Below are 15,426 nucleotides of genomic sequence, written 5' to 3' on the forward strand. Positions count from 1 at the left end.
AACGTGGGGGTCCCCCCACCCTCCAGGGCGTAGGGGGAGGGTGGGAGGGACGAGTACCGGCCCGGGCCGCGGGCGTGCCGCGCGGGCGGGCAGTCGCGGCCCCGGGGAGCGTCCCGCGTCCCGCGCCGGGCGGAGGAGCCGCACGGGAGGGTGGGTGGGAGAGGTACCCGCCCGGGCCGCGGGCGGCCCGCATGGGCGGGGGGCCGTGCCTCGGGGGACCCGCCAGAGGCGGCCGCCGCACGGCGGGCGTCACCCCCGCAGCCCCCGCAGCGTAAGCCGCAGAAGCCGGTCCGGGAGGCCCGGATCCTCGGGGGACTGCTCCGCGGCGAGAGCGATCGCGTTTGTGAGCTGCATCAGGTCCCCGATCGAGACGTCCGCCCGCACCGCACCACCCCGCTGCGCCCGCCGCAACAGCACCTCGCCCGCGTCGCGCAGCTCCCCGCTGCACCGGGCGAGTGCCGAACTCTTGTCGTTGGAGGCGCACATCAGCTCATGGGCCAGCCCGCGGTACTCACCGGCGTGGGTGACGATGGCCCGCAGCCAGTCGACGAGAGCCGTGCACGGCTCCTCCGCGCCCGCCAGCTCGCGGGAGCGCTCCAGGAGGGCCGCCAGGGCGTCCTGGAAGACGGCGTTCATCATGGCGTGGCGGTTCGGGAAGTGCCGGTACAGCGTCCCGATACCGACCCCCGAGCGCCGTGCGATCTCCTCAAGCGATGCATCGGTGCCACGCTCCGCGAAGACGGCCCTGGCCTCGGTCACCAGCCGGGCGTGATTGCGGCGGGCGTCCGCCCGCATCGGCCGCTCGGACCCCGCCGGCATGGTCGCCATCTCCGCTGTCCTCCCTGAGTCCGCCCCCGGCACCCAGCATGCCATCCGCGCGAGGGGAGGCACCGCCGCGATGAACACCACGCGGAGCACCACGGCATCCCGCAGGCCCGCGCTCGCCCTCGCGCTCATCCTCGGCTGCCAGATGATGCTGATGCTCGACGCGACGGTCGTGAACATCGCCCTCCCCGGCATCGGCGTCGACCTCGGCTTCAGCCCCGCGGGCCTGTCCTGGGTCCTGAACGCCTACACGCTGGCCTTCGGCGGGCTGCTCCTCATCGGCGGCCGGATCGGCGACCTGTTCGGGCGTCGCCGCACCCTCGTCGCAGGGGTGGCCGCCTTCAGCGTCGCCTCGCTCCTCGGCGGGCTCGCGGACAGCGTGCCCGCCCTGCTGCTTGCCCGCGCCGCCCAGGGGGCGGCCGCCGCCGTGACCGCCCCGTCGGCGCTCGCGCTCGCCGCGACGATCCATCCCGAAGGGCCCGAACGGGACCGCGCGCTGGGCCTGTTCACCTCCATGGCGGCCGTCGGGTCCGCGGTCGGCATGGTCCTGGGCGGGCTGCTGACCGGCCTCGGCTCCTGGCGCTGGACGCTGTTCATCAATGTGCCCGTCGGGCTCGCCGTCGCCCTGCTGCTGCCGTTCGCCCTCGCCGAGACGCCCCGCAGGCCCGCCCGCTTCGATCTCGCGGGGGCGCTTGCCGGCACGGGCGCGGTCACGGCGCTCGTCTATGCCTTCATCCGCGCCGCCGACCACGGCTGGGAGGATGCTCAGGTCGCCCGCTCCCTCGCCGCCGCGGCCGTCCTGCTGCCGGTCTTCGTACGCATCGAGCGCAGGGCTGTGCAGCCGGTCGTGCCGCTTGGCCTGTTCGCCGTACGGAACCGGGCCCTCGCCTATGGGGCGATGCTGCTGACGCCCGCCGCCATGTTCGGGGTGCTGTATGTCAACACCCGGCAGCTGCAGGTCGTACGCGGCTATGGCCCGCTGCACGCGGGGCTTGTCTTCCTGCCGCTCGCCGCGGGTCTCTTCGCCGCCTCCGTGCTCGCCGGGCGGCTGCTCGCCCGGCACGGCCTCAAGAGGGTCGCCGGGACCGGGCTCGGGCTCGCGATCGCCGGTGTGCTGGGGCAGGCCGCGGCGGCAGCGGGAGGGGGAGGGCAGTGGGCGCTGTTGGCGCCGCTCGCGCTGAACGGCCTCGGCGTCGGACTCGTCTTCATGCCGCTCAGCGCGCTCATCCTCAGCGGCGTCGATCCGTCCCGCGCGGGCGCGGCCTCCGGCACGATGCAGACCGTGCAGCAGATCGGCGGGGCGCTGGGGCTGTCGGTGCTGGTCGTCACGGTGTACGGGGCCGGGGTCCGGGGCGCGGACAGCGCCGCCGGACTCGGGGCGGCCGCGGCGTTCCTGGCCGCGGCGCTCGTGCTCGTACTGAACACACGGGTGGGGCCTGACCGTTCAGCTCACGGTCAGGCCCCACACGAGGTACGTACAGCGGACGTCAGTCCTTGAGAGGTCAGTCCTTGAGACGTCGGCCCTTGAGACGTCAGTCCTTGATCTCGCAGATCACCGCGCCGGACGTGAGCGAGGCGCCGACCTCGGCGGTCAGGTCCTTGACGGTGCCGGAGCGATGGGCGTTGAGGGGCTGTTCCATCTTCATCGCCTCAAGGACGACGATCAGATCGCCTTCCTTGACCTCCTGGCCCTCCTCGACCGCCACCTTGACGATCGTGCCCTGCATCGGGGAGGCGAGGGTGTCGCCGGAGGCCGCGGAGGCGGACTTGCGGGCGGCGCGGCGCTTCGGCTTCGCGCCCGCGGCCAGCCCGGTGCGGGCCAGGCTCATGCCCAGGGAGGACGGCAGCGACACCTCCAGCCGCTTGCCGCCGACCTCGACGACGACCGTCTCCCGGCCCGGCTCCTCCTCGGCCTCGGCGTCCGCCGGGGCGGCGAAGGCCGCGATGTCGTTGACGAACTCCGTCTCGATCCAGCGGGTGTGGACCTGGAACGGGTTGGCGGTGAAGGCGGGGTCGGCGACCACTTTGCGGTGGAAGGGGATGGCGGTGGCCATGCCCTCGACCGTGAACTCCGCCAGCGCGCGGGCGGCGCGCTGCAGCGCCTGCTCACGGGTGGCGCCGGTGACGATCAGCTTGGCCAGCAGCGAGTCCCAGGCCGGGCCGATGACGGAGCCGGACTCCACACCGGCGTCCAGGCGCACGCCCGGGCCGGCCGGCGGGGCGAACGCGGTCACCGTGCCGGGCGCCGGGAGGAAGTTGCGGCCGGGGTCCTCGCCGTTGATGCGGAACTCGAACGAGTGACCCCGCACCGGCGGGTCGTCGTAGCCGAGCACCTCGCCGTCGGCGATGCGGAACATCTCCCGTACGAGGTCGATGCCGGTGACCTCCTCGGTGACCGGGTGCTCGACCTGGAGGCGGGTGTTGACCTCCAGGAAGGAGATCGTGCCGTCGAGGCCGACGAGGAACTCCACGGTGCCCGCGCCGACGTAGCCGGCCTCCTTGAGGATGGCCTTCGACGCCCGGTACAGCTCGGCGTTCTGCTCGTCGCTCAGGAAGGGGGCCGGGGCCTCCTCGACCAGCTTCTGGTGGCGGCGCTGCAGCGAGCAGTCGCGGGTGGAGACCACCACGACATTGCCGTGCTTGTCGGCCAGGCACTGGGTCTCCACATGGCGCGGCTTGTCCAGGTAGCGCTCCACGAAGCACTCGCCGCGGCCGAAGGCGGCCACCGCCTCGCGCACGGCGGACTCGTACAGCTCGGGGACCTCGTCCAGGGTGCGGGCGACCTTCAGGCCGCGGCCGCCGCCGCCGAACGCCGCCTTGATCGCGATCGGCAGGCCGTGCTCCTCGGCGAAGGCCACCACCTCGTCCGCACCGCTGACCGGGTCGGGTGTGCCGGCCACCAGCGGCGCGCCCGCGCGCTGGGCGATATGCCGGGCGGCGACCTTGTCGCCCAGGTCCCGGATCGCCTGCGGCGGGGGGCCGATCCAGTTCAGCCCGGCGTCGATGACGGCCTGCGCGAATTCGGCGTTCTCGGAGAGGAACCCATAGCCGGGGTGGACGGCGTCGGCTCCGGAATCCTTGGCGGCCTGGAGCACCTTGGCCATGTCCAGATAGCTGGTGGCCGGGGTGTCACCGCCCAGGGCGAACGCTTCATCGGCCGCACGGACATGCAGAGCGTCCCGGTCCGGATCGGCGTACACGGCTACGCTCGCGATCCCGGCGTCCCGGCAGGCTCGGGCGACGCGTACAGCGATTTCGCCACGGTTGGCGATGAGCACCTTGCGCACGATGGCTCCCTCCTTGAAACAAGCTGAGTTTAGGGACTGCCGACACGGCCTATCGACCCGTCCCCAATGGTGAGCTTGCCCACACGGAGCGTGATTCGAGGCTCGCCCAGACTGCGAAATCCCTTGTCGCACCAACGGTACGACGGGTTCCCCTCTCGCACAGTAGACCTGTGATGTGGTCAAGGTCTCTGTTCGCAGGACCAGCGGCCGAATGGGTTTCTTTGTGGAGTCCCTACGAATGGCCCAATCATTGTCTGCCCGGTGGACAAGCCCGCCGGGCATCTGGTCCTACATCTTGTCCAAGGGTTTACCAGTCAGTAGCGTTCGCGCTGTCGTACGTACTTCCGGTTACAGAGTGACTGAGGGTTGGGGGCGCCGTGGTGCGCAGACCGGCAGCCGTGGCAACGGCACTCGTCCTGCTGATCGAGGCTGTCGGCATCGTCGCGATCAACGGCATCCTCGCCACCTTCGCCGACGGCCAGAATATGTCGCTGGCCGGGCTCGACCCGGACGCCATGGTCGCCGGCACCTGGGCGATGGGCATCGCCTTCGGGCTCTATCTGGCGGGGTGCGCCGCGGTGACCCTGCTGGCCGGGGTGCGGGACCGGGCGCCGGGGCGCGCCGCGCGGATCCTGCTGATCAGCTGTGCGATCACCCACGGGGTGCTGGCCGCGGTGACGGTGGGGCTCGTGGGCTGGGACGCGTTCGCGTTCCTGATGGCCGTCCTGGGGCTGATCGTGCTGACGCTGGTGGCGTACGGGGAGGAGCGCGGCGCGATGGCTCCGCCGGACGGGCGGGACGGGCGGGACGGGCCGCCGGAGGGCGCGGAGGCGGATGCTGCCGACGCTCCCGCGAACGGCGCCGCACCTGCCTGAGCCCGAGCCGGCTCTTAAGCCGGCAGCCTGAGCCCCTGTCAGCTCCTCGCTGCCCTTTTCGCGGTCTCTCTCAGCTCCACAGCTCCGTGATCGACACGCCCAGCTCCGCCAGCAGCCGGCGCAGCAGCGGCAGCGAGAGGCCGATGACATTGCCGTGGTCGCCCTCGATGCCGTCGATGAACGGCGCGGACCGCCCGTCCAGTGTGAACGCGCCCGCCACATGCAGCGGTTCGCCGCTCTCCACATACGCGGCGATCTCCGCGTCCGTCGGGTCGCCGAAGCGCACGGTCGTGGACGCGGTCGCCGACGCCCGGCGGCCCGTCGCCGTGTCGATCACGCAGTGGCCCGTCCGCAGGACCCCGGCACGGCCGCGCATCGCCTTCCAGCGGGTGACGGCCTCCTCGGCGTCCGCTGGCTTGCCCAGCGCCTGCCCGTCGAGTTCCAGCACCGAGTCACAGCCGATCAGCAGCGCACTCGCCGCCTCGGGGCGCGCTGCCACGGCGGCGGCCTTCGCCTCGGCGAGGACGAGCGCCAGCTCGGCCGGGGTGGGGGCGCTGAGCGCGTCCTCGTCGACCCCGCTGACGATCACCTCGGGGGCGAGACCGGCCTGCCGCAGCAGCCCGAGCCGGGCCGGGGAGGCGGACGCGAGGACGAGACGGCGTCGGGGAGCGTTCATGCGCTCATCGTAGGCGGACGGCGGGGAGGTGCGGTCGGGCGTCCCCATGTCGCGCGCGGCGGCGGCGTGGGCCGGGGTGTCCGGTGCGGCCGGTACCGCTGGTGCGTCAGTGCAGACCGAGCACGAGCATCGCCAGCAGCATCGCCACCGCCAGCACCACCCCTGCGCGCCGCATCATCGCCTGCGTGGCGCGCAGCTCCTCCGGGGGTTCGTCGTCGGGGTCGGACCACAGCATGCCTTCGATCCTGCTGTGGTGGCTTGTGCGGCGCCTGAGTACGGGTACTCAAGAGGCTCGGGCTCAGGTCGTGTTCGGGGGGTGCTCCTCCCCTTCCCGCAACTGGGGGCTTAAGCCCCCAGACCCCCTCCCGGGGGGAGGGGCTGCGGGGCTGGCGCCCCGCGCCCCCTGGCGGTCGGCAGCTTCGCGCCGCCGCCCCCTTACGGCCTGAAGGCCGTGTCCTCAAACTCCCCCAGACTCCGTCCGGAGGTGCCCCCAACGGGCTTGATTTGGCTGCGTCACATCCCAGTCCCGCCGGCGTTTGACCCGCGAGGGGCCCGCACAGTCCAGCCTCGTGGGGGCACCTCCGTGGGGGTACCCCCGGACGGAGTCTGGGGGAGGTAGCTGGGGGAGGCAGCTGGGGGAGTTTGAGGCGCGGGGCCGGAAATCGAGCCCCGCCGGCGTTTGAGGCGCGGGCGTTTGGGGGCGGAGCCCACGGAAACCGGGGTCTGGGGCGGAGCCCCAGTTATGGGCCTGGGGCGGTCAGAGCGGCCAGTACGTGCGGGCCCAGGCCCGCGGACCCGGCAGGGGGCGACGCGTGCGGGCGATGCGCGCCGGATCCGACCACCCCTCCGGCGGCCGCGGCCCGCCCTCCCCGGCCGCGGCGGCCGTCGCCGCGGCCCGCGCCCGTACCACCGCGAGCGCGGCGGCCAGCTCCTCCGGGGTCGGGTTGCCCCGTACGACCTTGATCACCGCTGACTCCTTTCCGACGGGTGTTTGCACGGGTGCCTACAGGGGGATGTTGCCGTGCTTCTTCGGCGGCAGGCTCTCCCGCTTCGTCCGCAGCTGGCGCAGGCCCTTGACGATCTGCGCGCGGCTGTCCGACGGCATGATCACCGCGTCGATGTAGCCGCGCTCCGCCGCCGTGTACGGGTTCAGCAGGGCGTCCTCGTACTCCTGGATCAGCCGCGCCCGGGTGGCCTCGCGCTCCTCGTCGGTCGCGGCCTCGGCGATCGTCCTGCGGTGCAGGATGTTCACCGCGCCCTGCGCGCCCATGACCGCGATCTGGGCGGTCGGCCAGGCCAGATTGAGGTCCGCGCCCAGGTGCTTGGAGCCCATGACGTCGTACGCGCCGCCGAACGCCTTGCGGGTGATCACCGTGATCAGCGGGACGGTCGCCTCCGCATAGGCGTAGATCAGCTTGGCGCCGCGGCGGATGATGCCGCCGTACTCCTGGTCGACGCCGGGCAGGAAGCCGGGCACGTCCACGAAGGTCAGCACCGGGACGTTAAAGGCGTCGCAGGTGCGTACGAAACGGGCCGCCTTCTCACTGGCGTCGATGTCCAGACAGCCGGCGAACTGCATCGGCTGGTTGGCGACGATGCCGACCGGATAGCCCTCGACGCGCCCGAAGCCGGTGAGGATGTTCGGCGCGAACAGCGACTGCGTCTGAAGGAACTCGCCGTCGTCCAGCACATGCTCGATGACGGAGTGCATGTCGTACGGCTGGTTGGCGCTGTCCGGGATGAGCGTGTCCAGCTCCAGGTCCTCGGCGGTCGGCGTCAGATCGGCCTCCTCGGGGAAGGCCGGCGCCTCGGAGAGGTTGTTCGAAGGCAGATAGGACAGCAGCGACTTGATGTACTCGACGGCGTCCTTCTCGTCGCCCGCCATGTGGTGCGCCACACCAGAGGTGCTGTTGTGCGTGCGTGCGCCGCCCAGTTCCTCGAAGCCGACGTCCTCGCCGGTGACGGTCTTGATGACGTCGGGCCCGGTGATGAACATATGCGAGGTCTGGTCCACCATCACCGTGAAGTCGGTGATCGCGGGGGAGTAGACCGCGCCGCCCGCGCAGGGCCCCACGATCAGGGAGATCTGCGGGATCACCCCGGAGGCGTGGGTGTTGCGGCGGAAGATCTCGCCGTACATGCCGAGGGCGCTCACGCCCTCCTGGATGCGCGCGCCCCCGGAGTCATTGATGCCGATCACCGGGCAGCCGGTCTTCAGCGCGAAGTCCATCACTTTGATGATCTTCTGACCGAACACCTCGCCGAGGGCGCCGCCGAAGACGGTGAAATCCTGCGAGAAGACGGCGACCGGACGGCCGTCGACCGTGCCGTAGCCGGTGACCACGCCATCGCCGTACGGGCGGGTCTTCTCCAGGCCGAAACTGGTGGAGCGGTGCTGCGCGAACTCGTCCAGTTCGACGAAGGACCCCTCGTCAAGCAGTAGATCGACCCGCTCCCGGGCGGTCAATTTGCCCTTGGCGTGCTGCTTTTCCACGGCGCGCGCGGAGCCGGCGTGGGTCGCCTGCTCGATCCTGCGCTGCAGATCCGCGAGCTTTCCCGCGGTCGTGTGGATGTCGATCTCTTCCGGCTCGGACATCGGGATGCGGCTCCCTGCCTGGTCACGGGGGACGGGGGACTTCAGGGGACGGGGGGTGGCTGGCTACTGACTCGTAGCGTATCGGCGTGGATACCGTTCGGCAGTGCGGCGTTTACCACACCTAACCTGGCTTGCATGACGCCAGACAATGCGCCTGAGCATGCCCCTGACCATGAGCCGGGCTCCGCATCCGGCAGCCGCTGGTCCGATCTCGACCGGCCCCCGCTGAACGTCACCGCGCTGCGCCGCGGCCTCCTGACCGAGGGCGGGCTGTGGACCTCGTTCGACGTCGTGTCCTCCACCGGCTCCACCAACAGCGACCTGGGCGCGCGCGCCGCCGCGCTCCCCGAAGGCGCGGTGCTCGTCGCGGAGGAGCAGACGGCCGGGCGCGGCCGGCTGGACCGCACCTGGACGGCGCCCGCGCGCTCGGGGCTGTTCTTCTCCGTGCTGCTGCGCCCCGGCGACGGAGTGCCCGTGCGCCACTGGGCCTGGCTGCCGCTCCTCGCCGGAGTCGCCACGGCCAGCGCCCTCGCCAAGGCGGCGGGCGTCGACATGTCCCTCAAATGGCCTAACGACCTGCTGGTCCTGGTGAAAGGGGCGAACGGCACGGAGGAGCGGAAGACCGGCGGCATCCTCGCGGAGCGGGTCACCGAGGACGCCGTCGTCGTCGGCATCGGCCTGAACGTCACGCTGCGCGCCGATGAGCTGCCTGTGCCCGAGGCGGGCTCCCTCGCCCTGGCGGACGCGGTCTCCACCGACCGCGACCCGCTGCTGCGCGCGATCCTGCGCTCCCTGGAGCAGTGGTACCGACGGTGGCGCTCGCTGGGCGGCGATCCGGCCGGTTCCGGCCTCCAGGAGGCGTACGCGGCGGGCTGCGCGACCCTCGGGCGCGCGGTGCGCGCGGAGCTGCCCGGCGGCCGCGCCCTGACCGGCGAGGCGGTGGCCGTGGACGGCGAGGGGCGTCTGGTGGTGGCCGAGGACGGCGGGGAGCGGCATGCCGTCGGGGCGGGCGACATCGTGCATCTGCGGTCGGCGGGGGCCTGACGGGCCAGCCCGCGCTCGGCTGCTCCGCCGGGACGTGAGCTACGGCACACCTGACGTATCGTTGAGGCGATCGAGCGACAGATCGGCAGGGCAGTGCGCAGGGAACGGGCAGGAGGCGGCTGGTGACCGTCGACGACACCACTTCCGGCGCGGGCGCGCAGCCGCCGTCGGGCTCCTCGTCGGGCTCCGCGGCTTCCGCGGGTTCCTCTTCCGGGGCCTCGTCCTCGGGGGCTTCGTCCTCCGGGGCCTCGTCCTCGGGGGCTTCTTCCTCGGCGGCGTCGTCGTCCGTGCATCCGACGCCGCACCACGAGGTGGACCACACCGCGGAGCCGAGCGACGACCCGCTGGCCATCCGTCTCGAACAGCTCATCCTCGGGGCGGAGCGCCGTTACACCGCCTTCCAGGCGGCCCGTACGGCCGGGGTGTCGATGGACCTGGCGTCCCGCTTCTGGCGGGCCATGGGCTTCGCCGACATCGGCCAGGCCAAGGCGCTCACCGAGGCGGACGTGCTGGCGCTGCGGCGGCTCGCGGGCCTGGTCGAGGCGGGGCTGCTGAGCGAGCCGATGGCGGTGCAGGTGGCCCGTTCGACCGGGCAGACCACCGCCCGGCTGGCCGAATGGCAGATCGACTCCTTCCTGGAGGGCCTCACCGAGCCGCCCGAGCCCGGAATGACCCGCACCGAGGTCACCTATCCGCTGGTCGAGCTGCTGCTGCCGGAGCTTGAGGAGTTCCTGGTGTACGTGTGGCGGCGGCAGCTCGCCGCGGCCACCGGGCGGGTCGTACAGGCCGCGGACGACGAGGAGATGGTGGACCGCAGGCTGGCCGTCGGCTTCGCGGACCTCGTCGGCTTCACCCGGCTGACCCGGCGGATGGAGGAGGAGCAACTCGGCGAGCTGGTCGAGGCGTTCGAGACCACCGCCGCCGATCTGGTCGCCGCGCACGGCGGGCGGCTGATCAAGACCCTCGGCGACGAAGTGCTGTACGCCGCGGACGACGCCGGCACGGCCGGGGAGATCGCGCTGCGGCTGATCGAGACGATGGAGGACGACGAGGCGATGCCGGCGCTGCGGGTGGGCATCGCGTTCGGCACCGTGACCACACGGATGGGCGATGTCTTCGGCACGACCGTCAATCTGGCCAGCCGCCTCACCTCGATAGCGCCCAAGGACGCGGTGCTGGTGGACGGGGCCTTCGCCGAGGAGATCGTACGGAACGGGGACGCGCCCAAGGCGGAGGCCGACGAGGACCCCGCCGCCCTGGCGAAGTACCGCTTCCAGCTTCAGCCGATGTGGCAGCGGCCGGTGCGCGGGCTGGGCGTGGTGGAGCCGTGGCTGCTGTCGCGGCGGGAGGTCTAGGATCACCACCGTGCCGCAGTGGTAACGATCGTTAACCGGCGATCGGTCTCTGGAGGGTGGGTCCGTCCATGTCCGAAGTGCGTTTCGGTGAGTTCGTCATGGTCCGCAAGGCTGAGCAGGGTCATGTCGCGGAGCTGGCGCTCGACCGTCCGAAGGCGATGAACGCGGTCTCCACGGAGATGGCGCGGTCGATCGCGGCGGCGTGCGAGGCGCTGGGCGCGGACCGGGAGGTACGGGTGACGGTGCTGACCTCCACGCATGAGCGCGCGTTCTGCGTGGGGGCGGATCTGAAGGAGCGGAACTCCTTCACCGACGCGGAGCTGGTGCGGCAGCGGCCGACCGCGCGGGCCGCGTACACCGGTGTGCTGGAACTGCCGATGCCCGCGGTGGCCGCGGTGCACGGCTTCGCCCTCGGCGGCGGCTTCGAGCTGGCCCTGGCCTGCGACGTGATCGTCGCGGACGCCACCGCCGTCGTGGGGCTGCCGGAGGTGTCGGTCGGGGTGATCCCCGGCGGCGGCGGCACCCAGCTGCTGCCGCGGCGCGTGGGGGCGGCGCGGGCGGCGGAACTCGTCTTCACAGCCCGGCGCGTGGAGGCCGCGGAGGCGCGGGAACTGGGCCTCGTGGACGTCCTCGCGGAGGACGCGCGCACCGAGGCGCTGGCCCTCGCCGCCCGGATCGCGGCGAACTCCCCCGTGGGGCTGCGCGCGGCCAAGCGGGCCATGCGGCTGGGCCACGGCCTGGACCTGCGGGCCGGCCTGGACGTCGAGGACGCGGCGTGGCGCGCGACGGCGTTTTCGGGGGACAGGGCGGAGGGGGTCGCGGCGTTCAACGAGAAGCGGGCGCCCACGTGGCCGGGCGAGTGACGGCCTGGTGCAAGGGCTTGGTCCCCGCAACTCTGAGCGGCGCTGCGTGCCGTGAGGCGTCTCGGGCGACCCGCACGCTCGGGGAGCCGTGCCCCGGAGCCCCGCCCCAGGGGCACCCCGCAGGGCCCGGGGGCGTCACGCCCGGTGATCGAAGGTGGGCAATCCGGCATAGGCTGGGGTGATGGCTGAGGATCGGCGGTTGCGGACCGTGGTCGCCCTCGCGCAGAGCATGGCCGCCGCCCACACCCCCCGCGCCTCCTGGCGCGCCGCCGCCCACGGCGCCCGAGAGGCGCTCGGCGGGTCCTTCGCCGCGCTCTCGGTGTGGGAGCGCGACCTGGGGCGGCTCAGGGTGCTCGTCAATGTGGGCGCGCGGGCCGGCGGCGAGGAGGAGTTCCCGGAGTCGGAGACGTACCCCGTCCATAACTTCCCGGAGATCACCGAGTTCCTGCACGAGCGATGGGCGGGCGGCGGTGAGCCCAACGCCTGGGTGGAGACCGTCGACGGCCCGGCCGAGGACGGTCACGGCTACTGCCACCAGCGGGTGGCGGCCCTGCGCCGCCGTGGCCGCGGCTGCTGCGTCGTCGCGCCGATCGTGCTGCACGGCCGGGCCTGGGGCGAGCTGTATGTGGCCCGCCCCCTCCACGCCCCCGTGTTCGACCGTGAGGACGCTGACTTCGCCACCGTCCTCGCCTCGGTCGTCGCCGCGGGCATCGCGCAGACCGAGCGTCTGGAGGAGGTCCGCAGGCTCGCCTTCACCGACCCCCTCACGGGTCTGGCCAATCGCCGCGCCGTCGACAGCCGCCTCGACGAGGCGCTGGAGCGGCACCGCGCTGACGGCAGCGTCGTCAGCCTCGTGGTCTGCGACCTCAACGGCCTCAAGCAGGTGAACGACACCCTCGGCCACGCCGTCGGCGACCGGCTGCTGGAACGGTTCGGCTCGGTGCTGTCGCTCTGCGGCGCGATGCTTCCCGGAGCGCTGGCCGCCCGCCTGGGCGGGGACGAGTTCTGTCTGGTGGCCGTCGGCCCGTCCGCCGACGACGTGGTCCGGGTGGCCGACGAGCTGTGCAGAAGGGCGGCGGAGCTGGAGCTGGGCGAGGGCGTCGCCTGCGGGGTCGCCTCGACCGGGGACCCGATCGGCGAGGTCCGCTCGGCCCGCCGCCTGTTCCGGCTTGCCGACGCCGCCCAGTACCGGGCGAAGGCCGCGCACTCCCCGAAGCCGGTGGTGGCCGGCCGCGACAGCGCGGTCCTCCGGCTTGCCGACGCCCCGCCGCGCCCGGCCCGCGAGCGCCGCAGCTTCCGCGCCGTACGCCCCGAGGACGGGCCGCCCGCGCCACCCCGGTGACAGGTTGCGATTCAATCCGTACGCTGCTGAATATGGATATGCACACTGTGGTGGTGGGGACGTCCGGGACCACTGCCGAGGACGTCATCGCCGTGGCCCGCGGCAACGCCAGGATCGAGCTGTCCGAGCAGGCGCTGGCCGCGCTCGCCGCCGCGCGGGAGATCGTGGACGCGCTGGCCGCCAAGCCCGAGCCCGTCTACGGCGTGTCGACCGGCTTCGGCGCGCTCGCCACCCGCCATATCAGCCACGATCTGCGCACCCAGCTCCAGCGCAACATCGTCCGTTCGCACGCCGCCGGCATGGGCCCGCGCGTGGAGCGCGAGGTGGTCCGTGCGCTGATGTTCCTGCGGCTGAAGACCGTGGCCTCCGGGCACACCGGCGTACGCCCCCAGGTCGCGCAGACCATGGCGGACGTCCTGAACGCCGGCATCACCCCCGTCGTCCACGAATACGGCTCGCTGGGCTGCTCCGGCGACCTCGCCCCGCTGTCCCACTGCGCCCTGGCCCTGATGGGGGAGGGGGACGCCGAGGGCCCGGACGGAGTGGTGCGCCCGGCGGGCGAGCTGCTCGCCGAGCACGGCATCGAGCCCGTCGTGCTGCGCGAGAAGGAGGGCCTCGCCCTCCTGAACGGCACCGACGGCATGCTCGGCATGCTGATCATGGCCCTCGCCGACCTCCAGCGCCTCTACACCTCCGCCGACATCACCGCGGCCCTCACCCTTGAGGCGCTGCTCGGCACGGACAAGGTGCTCGCCCCCGAGCTGCACGCCATCCGCCCCCACCCCGGCCAGGCCGTCGCCGCCGCCAATATGAGCGCGGTGCTCAAGGGGTCCGGGCTCGTCGGCCACTTCCAGCAGGACGAGGCCCCCCGCGTCCAGGACGCGTACTCGGTGCGCTGCGCCCCCCAGGTGGCCGGCGCGGGCCGCGACACGCTCGCCCACGCCCGTCTGGTCGCCGAGCGGGAGCTGGCCGCCGCCGTCGACAACCCGGTCGTCCTCCCGGAAGGGATGGTGGAGTCCAACGGCAACTTCCACGGCGCGCCCGTCGCGTATGTCCTCGACTTCCTCGCCGTCGCCGTCGCCGACCTCGGCTCCATCGCGGAGCGCCGCACCGACCGGCTCCTCGACAAGAATCGCTCCCACGGACTGCCGCCCTTCCTCGCCGACGACGCGGGTGTGGACTCCGGGCTGATGATCGCCCAGTACACGCAGGCCGCCCTGGTCAGCGAGCTCAAGCGGCTCGCCGTACCGGCCTCGGCCGACTCGATCCCGTCCTCCGCGATGCAGGAGGACCATGTCTCCATGGGCTGGTCCGCGGCCCGGAAGCTGCGCACCGCCATCGCCGGGCTGAGCCGCATCCTCGCGGTCGAGCTGTACGCCGCGGCCCGCGCCGTCGAACTGCGAAAGGGGCTGACCCCCGCCCCCGCCTCCCGCGCCGCGATCGCCGCCCTGCGCGCGGCGGGCGTGGCGGGCCCCGGCCCCGACCGGTTCCTCGCGCCGGATCTTCAGGCCGCGGAGGCGTTCGTACGAGAGGGCAGGCTCATCGAGGCCGTGGAGCCGGTGACGGGCCCGCTGGGCTGAGCCGCCTCGGACGTACGGGGGGCTCGTCAGGCGTACGGGGGGCCGTCAGGCGTACGGGGGCGCCGGGCGGCGGCGCACCGAGTACGTCACCAGCCCCACGCCGGCGGCCAGCAGCGCGGTGCCACCGAGGAGATACGGGGTGGTGTCAAAGCTCCCCGTGTCCGCCAGCCGCAAATCCTGCTCCTGGGCCTGGGGGGAGGCGGCGGCGCTCTGCCGCTGTGCGGCCGTGTGCGCCGCCTCCCGCGTCTCTTGCTCGGCGGTGGCGTTGGCCGAGGGGACGAAGCACAGCGCACACAGCAGCGTCCCTGCGGCGGTGGCGGTGAGCAGCGGTCGACGTGCGGCGGACACGAGCTCGATCCCCCTTGAGGCATCCTCGACTTGGGTGGGTGCGCCGATGCTAGTGAACGCGCCCCGCCGCGGGAAAGTCGAGGGTCGCGGGGTGCGGCGCTCTACCCTCCCTCGTATGAGTGTTTCTGAAACATCTAGATATGTACGGCTCCGGGTGGATTTGGTGCTGGAGGTCCAGGACGCGGAACAGCTGACCGGCGGCGCCCTCGACCGGATCGCGGCGGACGAGTTCATGCCGGACGAGGAGCGGGCGCACGCCGAGTCCGCGGTCGGCGAGGACGAGGCGGAGGCCCTCGCATATCTCGTGGACCCGTTCGATCTCGTCGCGGAGGTGCCGGGGGTGGAGCTGGCGCAGGCGTCCTGGAGCAGTGAGCAGATCGCCTACGACCCGGACGCCGACGACTGGGAGCTGGCCGACGACGAGGACGACGAGGACGACGAGGACGACGACGAGGAGGGCGCGGGCGCGGGCGAGGCGTCCGGGGAGCAGGAGGAGGACTTCGCGCGGCGCTAGTCGCGGGCCCCGTCACGGGCCCTGGTCACGGGAAGGTCGCGTTATGGGGCCCGGTGCAACCGGCCGGGCCCTGATCACGTCTGTCAGTGACCGGGACCGGTGAGTGTTGTTTCCCACATCC

General features: G+C 72.7%; 15 protein-coding genes. 8 read left to right on the forward strand and 7 right to left on the reverse strand.

Annotated elements, in window-relative coordinates:
• Positions 1-249: 249 nt before the first annotated feature.
• Positions 250-828 carry a TetR/AcrR family transcriptional regulator gene (locus tag OF819_RS10025; protein ID WP_267243060.1) on the reverse strand — a complete coding sequence of 193 codons (579 nt, stop codon included), beginning with the start codon at positions 826-828 and terminating at the stop codon, positions 250-252.
• A gap of 70 nt (positions 829-898) precedes the next feature.
• Here OF819_RS10025 and OF819_RS10030 point away from each other — a divergent pair, with 70 nt between their 5' ends.
• Positions 899-2,323 carry an MFS transporter gene (locus OF819_RS10030; RefSeq protein WP_267243061.1) on the forward strand — a complete coding sequence of 475 codons (1,425 nt, stop codon included), beginning with the start codon at positions 899-901 and terminating at the stop codon, positions 2,321-2,323.
• 34 nt (positions 2,324-2,357) lie between these two features.
• Here OF819_RS10030 and OF819_RS10035 read toward each other — a convergent pair whose 3' ends face one another.
• Positions 2,358-4,112: an acetyl/propionyl/methylcrotonyl-CoA carboxylase subunit alpha gene (locus tag OF819_RS10035; RefSeq protein ID WP_267243062.1), complete on the reverse strand. Its 1,755-nt coding sequence runs from the start codon at positions 4,110-4,112 to the stop codon at positions 2,358-2,360.
• Between the two features lie 380 nt (positions 4,113-4,492).
• Here OF819_RS10035 and OF819_RS10040 point away from each other — a divergent pair, with 380 nt between their 5' ends.
• On the forward strand, positions 4,493-4,987 hold the full coding sequence (locus OF819_RS10040) for a hypothetical protein (RefSeq protein ID WP_267243261.1): 495 nt from the start codon (positions 4,493-4,495) through the stop codon (positions 4,985-4,987).
• 70 nt (positions 4,988-5,057) lie between these two features.
• On the opposite strand, the gene OF819_RS10045 is transcribed toward OF819_RS10040, so the two are convergent.
• The 4 genes from OF819_RS10045 to OF819_RS10060 form a co-directional block, all read right to left on the reverse strand.
• A complete protein-coding gene (locus tag OF819_RS10045; protein ID WP_267243063.1) occupies positions 5,058-5,663 on the reverse strand; it encodes a nucleoside triphosphate pyrophosphatase in 606 nt (201 codons plus the stop codon).
• A 106-nt stretch (positions 5,664-5,769) separates the two neighbouring features.
• The gene (mmpB, locus tag OF819_RS10050) at positions 5,770-5,898 is read right to left on the reverse strand and encodes a morphogenic membrane protein MmpB (RefSeq protein WP_267243064.1); all 129 of its coding nucleotides are present in this window, start codon (positions 5,896-5,898) and stop codon (positions 5,770-5,772) included.
• 522 nt (positions 5,899-6,420) lie between these two features.
• Positions 6,421-6,630: an acyl-CoA carboxylase epsilon subunit gene (locus OF819_RS10055; protein ID WP_267243065.1), complete on the reverse strand. Its 210-nt coding sequence runs from the start codon at positions 6,628-6,630 to the stop codon at positions 6,421-6,423.
• A 36-nt stretch (positions 6,631-6,666) separates the two neighbouring features.
• On the reverse strand, positions 6,667-8,259 hold the full coding sequence (locus OF819_RS10060) for an acyl-CoA carboxylase subunit beta (RefSeq protein WP_267243066.1): 1,593 nt from the start codon (positions 8,257-8,259) through the stop codon (positions 6,667-6,669).
• 135 nt (positions 8,260-8,394) lie between these two features.
• On the opposite strand from OF819_RS10060, the gene OF819_RS10065 reads away from it, so the two are divergent.
• The 5 genes from OF819_RS10065 to hutH all read left to right on the forward strand — a co-directional run bounded on the left by OF819_RS10065 (position 8,395) and on the right by hutH (position 14,443).
• Positions 8,395-9,303 carry a biotin--[acetyl-CoA-carboxylase] ligase gene (locus OF819_RS10065; protein ID WP_267243067.1) on the forward strand — a complete coding sequence of 303 codons (909 nt, stop codon included), beginning with the start codon at positions 8,395-8,397 and terminating at the stop codon, positions 9,301-9,303.
• 287 nt (positions 9,304-9,590) lie between these two features.
• A complete protein-coding gene (locus OF819_RS10070) occupies positions 9,591-10,658 on the forward strand; it encodes an adenylate/guanylate cyclase domain-containing protein (protein ID WP_267243262.1) in 1,068 nt (355 codons plus the stop codon).
• A 68-nt stretch (positions 10,659-10,726) separates the two neighbouring features.
• Positions 10,727-11,521 (forward strand): enoyl-CoA hydratase/isomerase family protein, encoded by a 795-nt coding sequence (locus tag OF819_RS10075; protein ID WP_267243068.1) that lies wholly within the window; start codon positions 10,727-10,729, stop codon positions 11,519-11,521.
• A 181-nt stretch (positions 11,522-11,702) separates the two neighbouring features.
• Positions 11,703-12,863, forward strand: coding sequence for a diguanylate cyclase domain-containing protein (locus OF819_RS10080; RefSeq protein ID WP_416370500.1), 1,161 nt, complete (start codon positions 11,703-11,705; stop codon positions 12,861-12,863).
• A gap of 38 nt (positions 12,864-12,901) precedes the next feature.
• A complete protein-coding gene (gene hutH / locus OF819_RS10085) occupies positions 12,902-14,443 on the forward strand; it encodes a histidine ammonia-lyase (RefSeq protein WP_267243263.1) in 1,542 nt (513 codons plus the stop codon).
• Between the two features lie 45 nt (positions 14,444-14,488).
• Here hutH and OF819_RS10090 read toward each other — a convergent pair whose 3' ends face one another.
• Positions 14,489-14,791, reverse strand: a complete 303-nt coding sequence (locus OF819_RS10090) for an LPXTG cell wall anchor domain-containing protein (protein WP_267243070.1) — start codon at positions 14,789-14,791, stop codon at positions 14,489-14,491.
• Between the two features lie 115 nt (positions 14,792-14,906).
• Here OF819_RS10090 and OF819_RS10095 point away from each other — a divergent pair, with 115 nt between their 5' ends.
• Positions 14,907-15,305, forward strand: a complete 399-nt coding sequence (locus tag OF819_RS10095) for a hypothetical protein (protein ID WP_267243071.1) — start codon at positions 14,907-14,909, stop codon at positions 15,303-15,305.
• The last annotated feature ends 121 nt before the right edge of the window (positions 15,306-15,426 follow it).

It is taken from the genome of Streptomyces sp. PR69 (genome assembly GCF_026420845.1).
Taxonomy (GTDB): Bacteria; Actinomycetota; Actinomycetes; order Streptomycetales; family Streptomycetaceae; genus Streptomyces.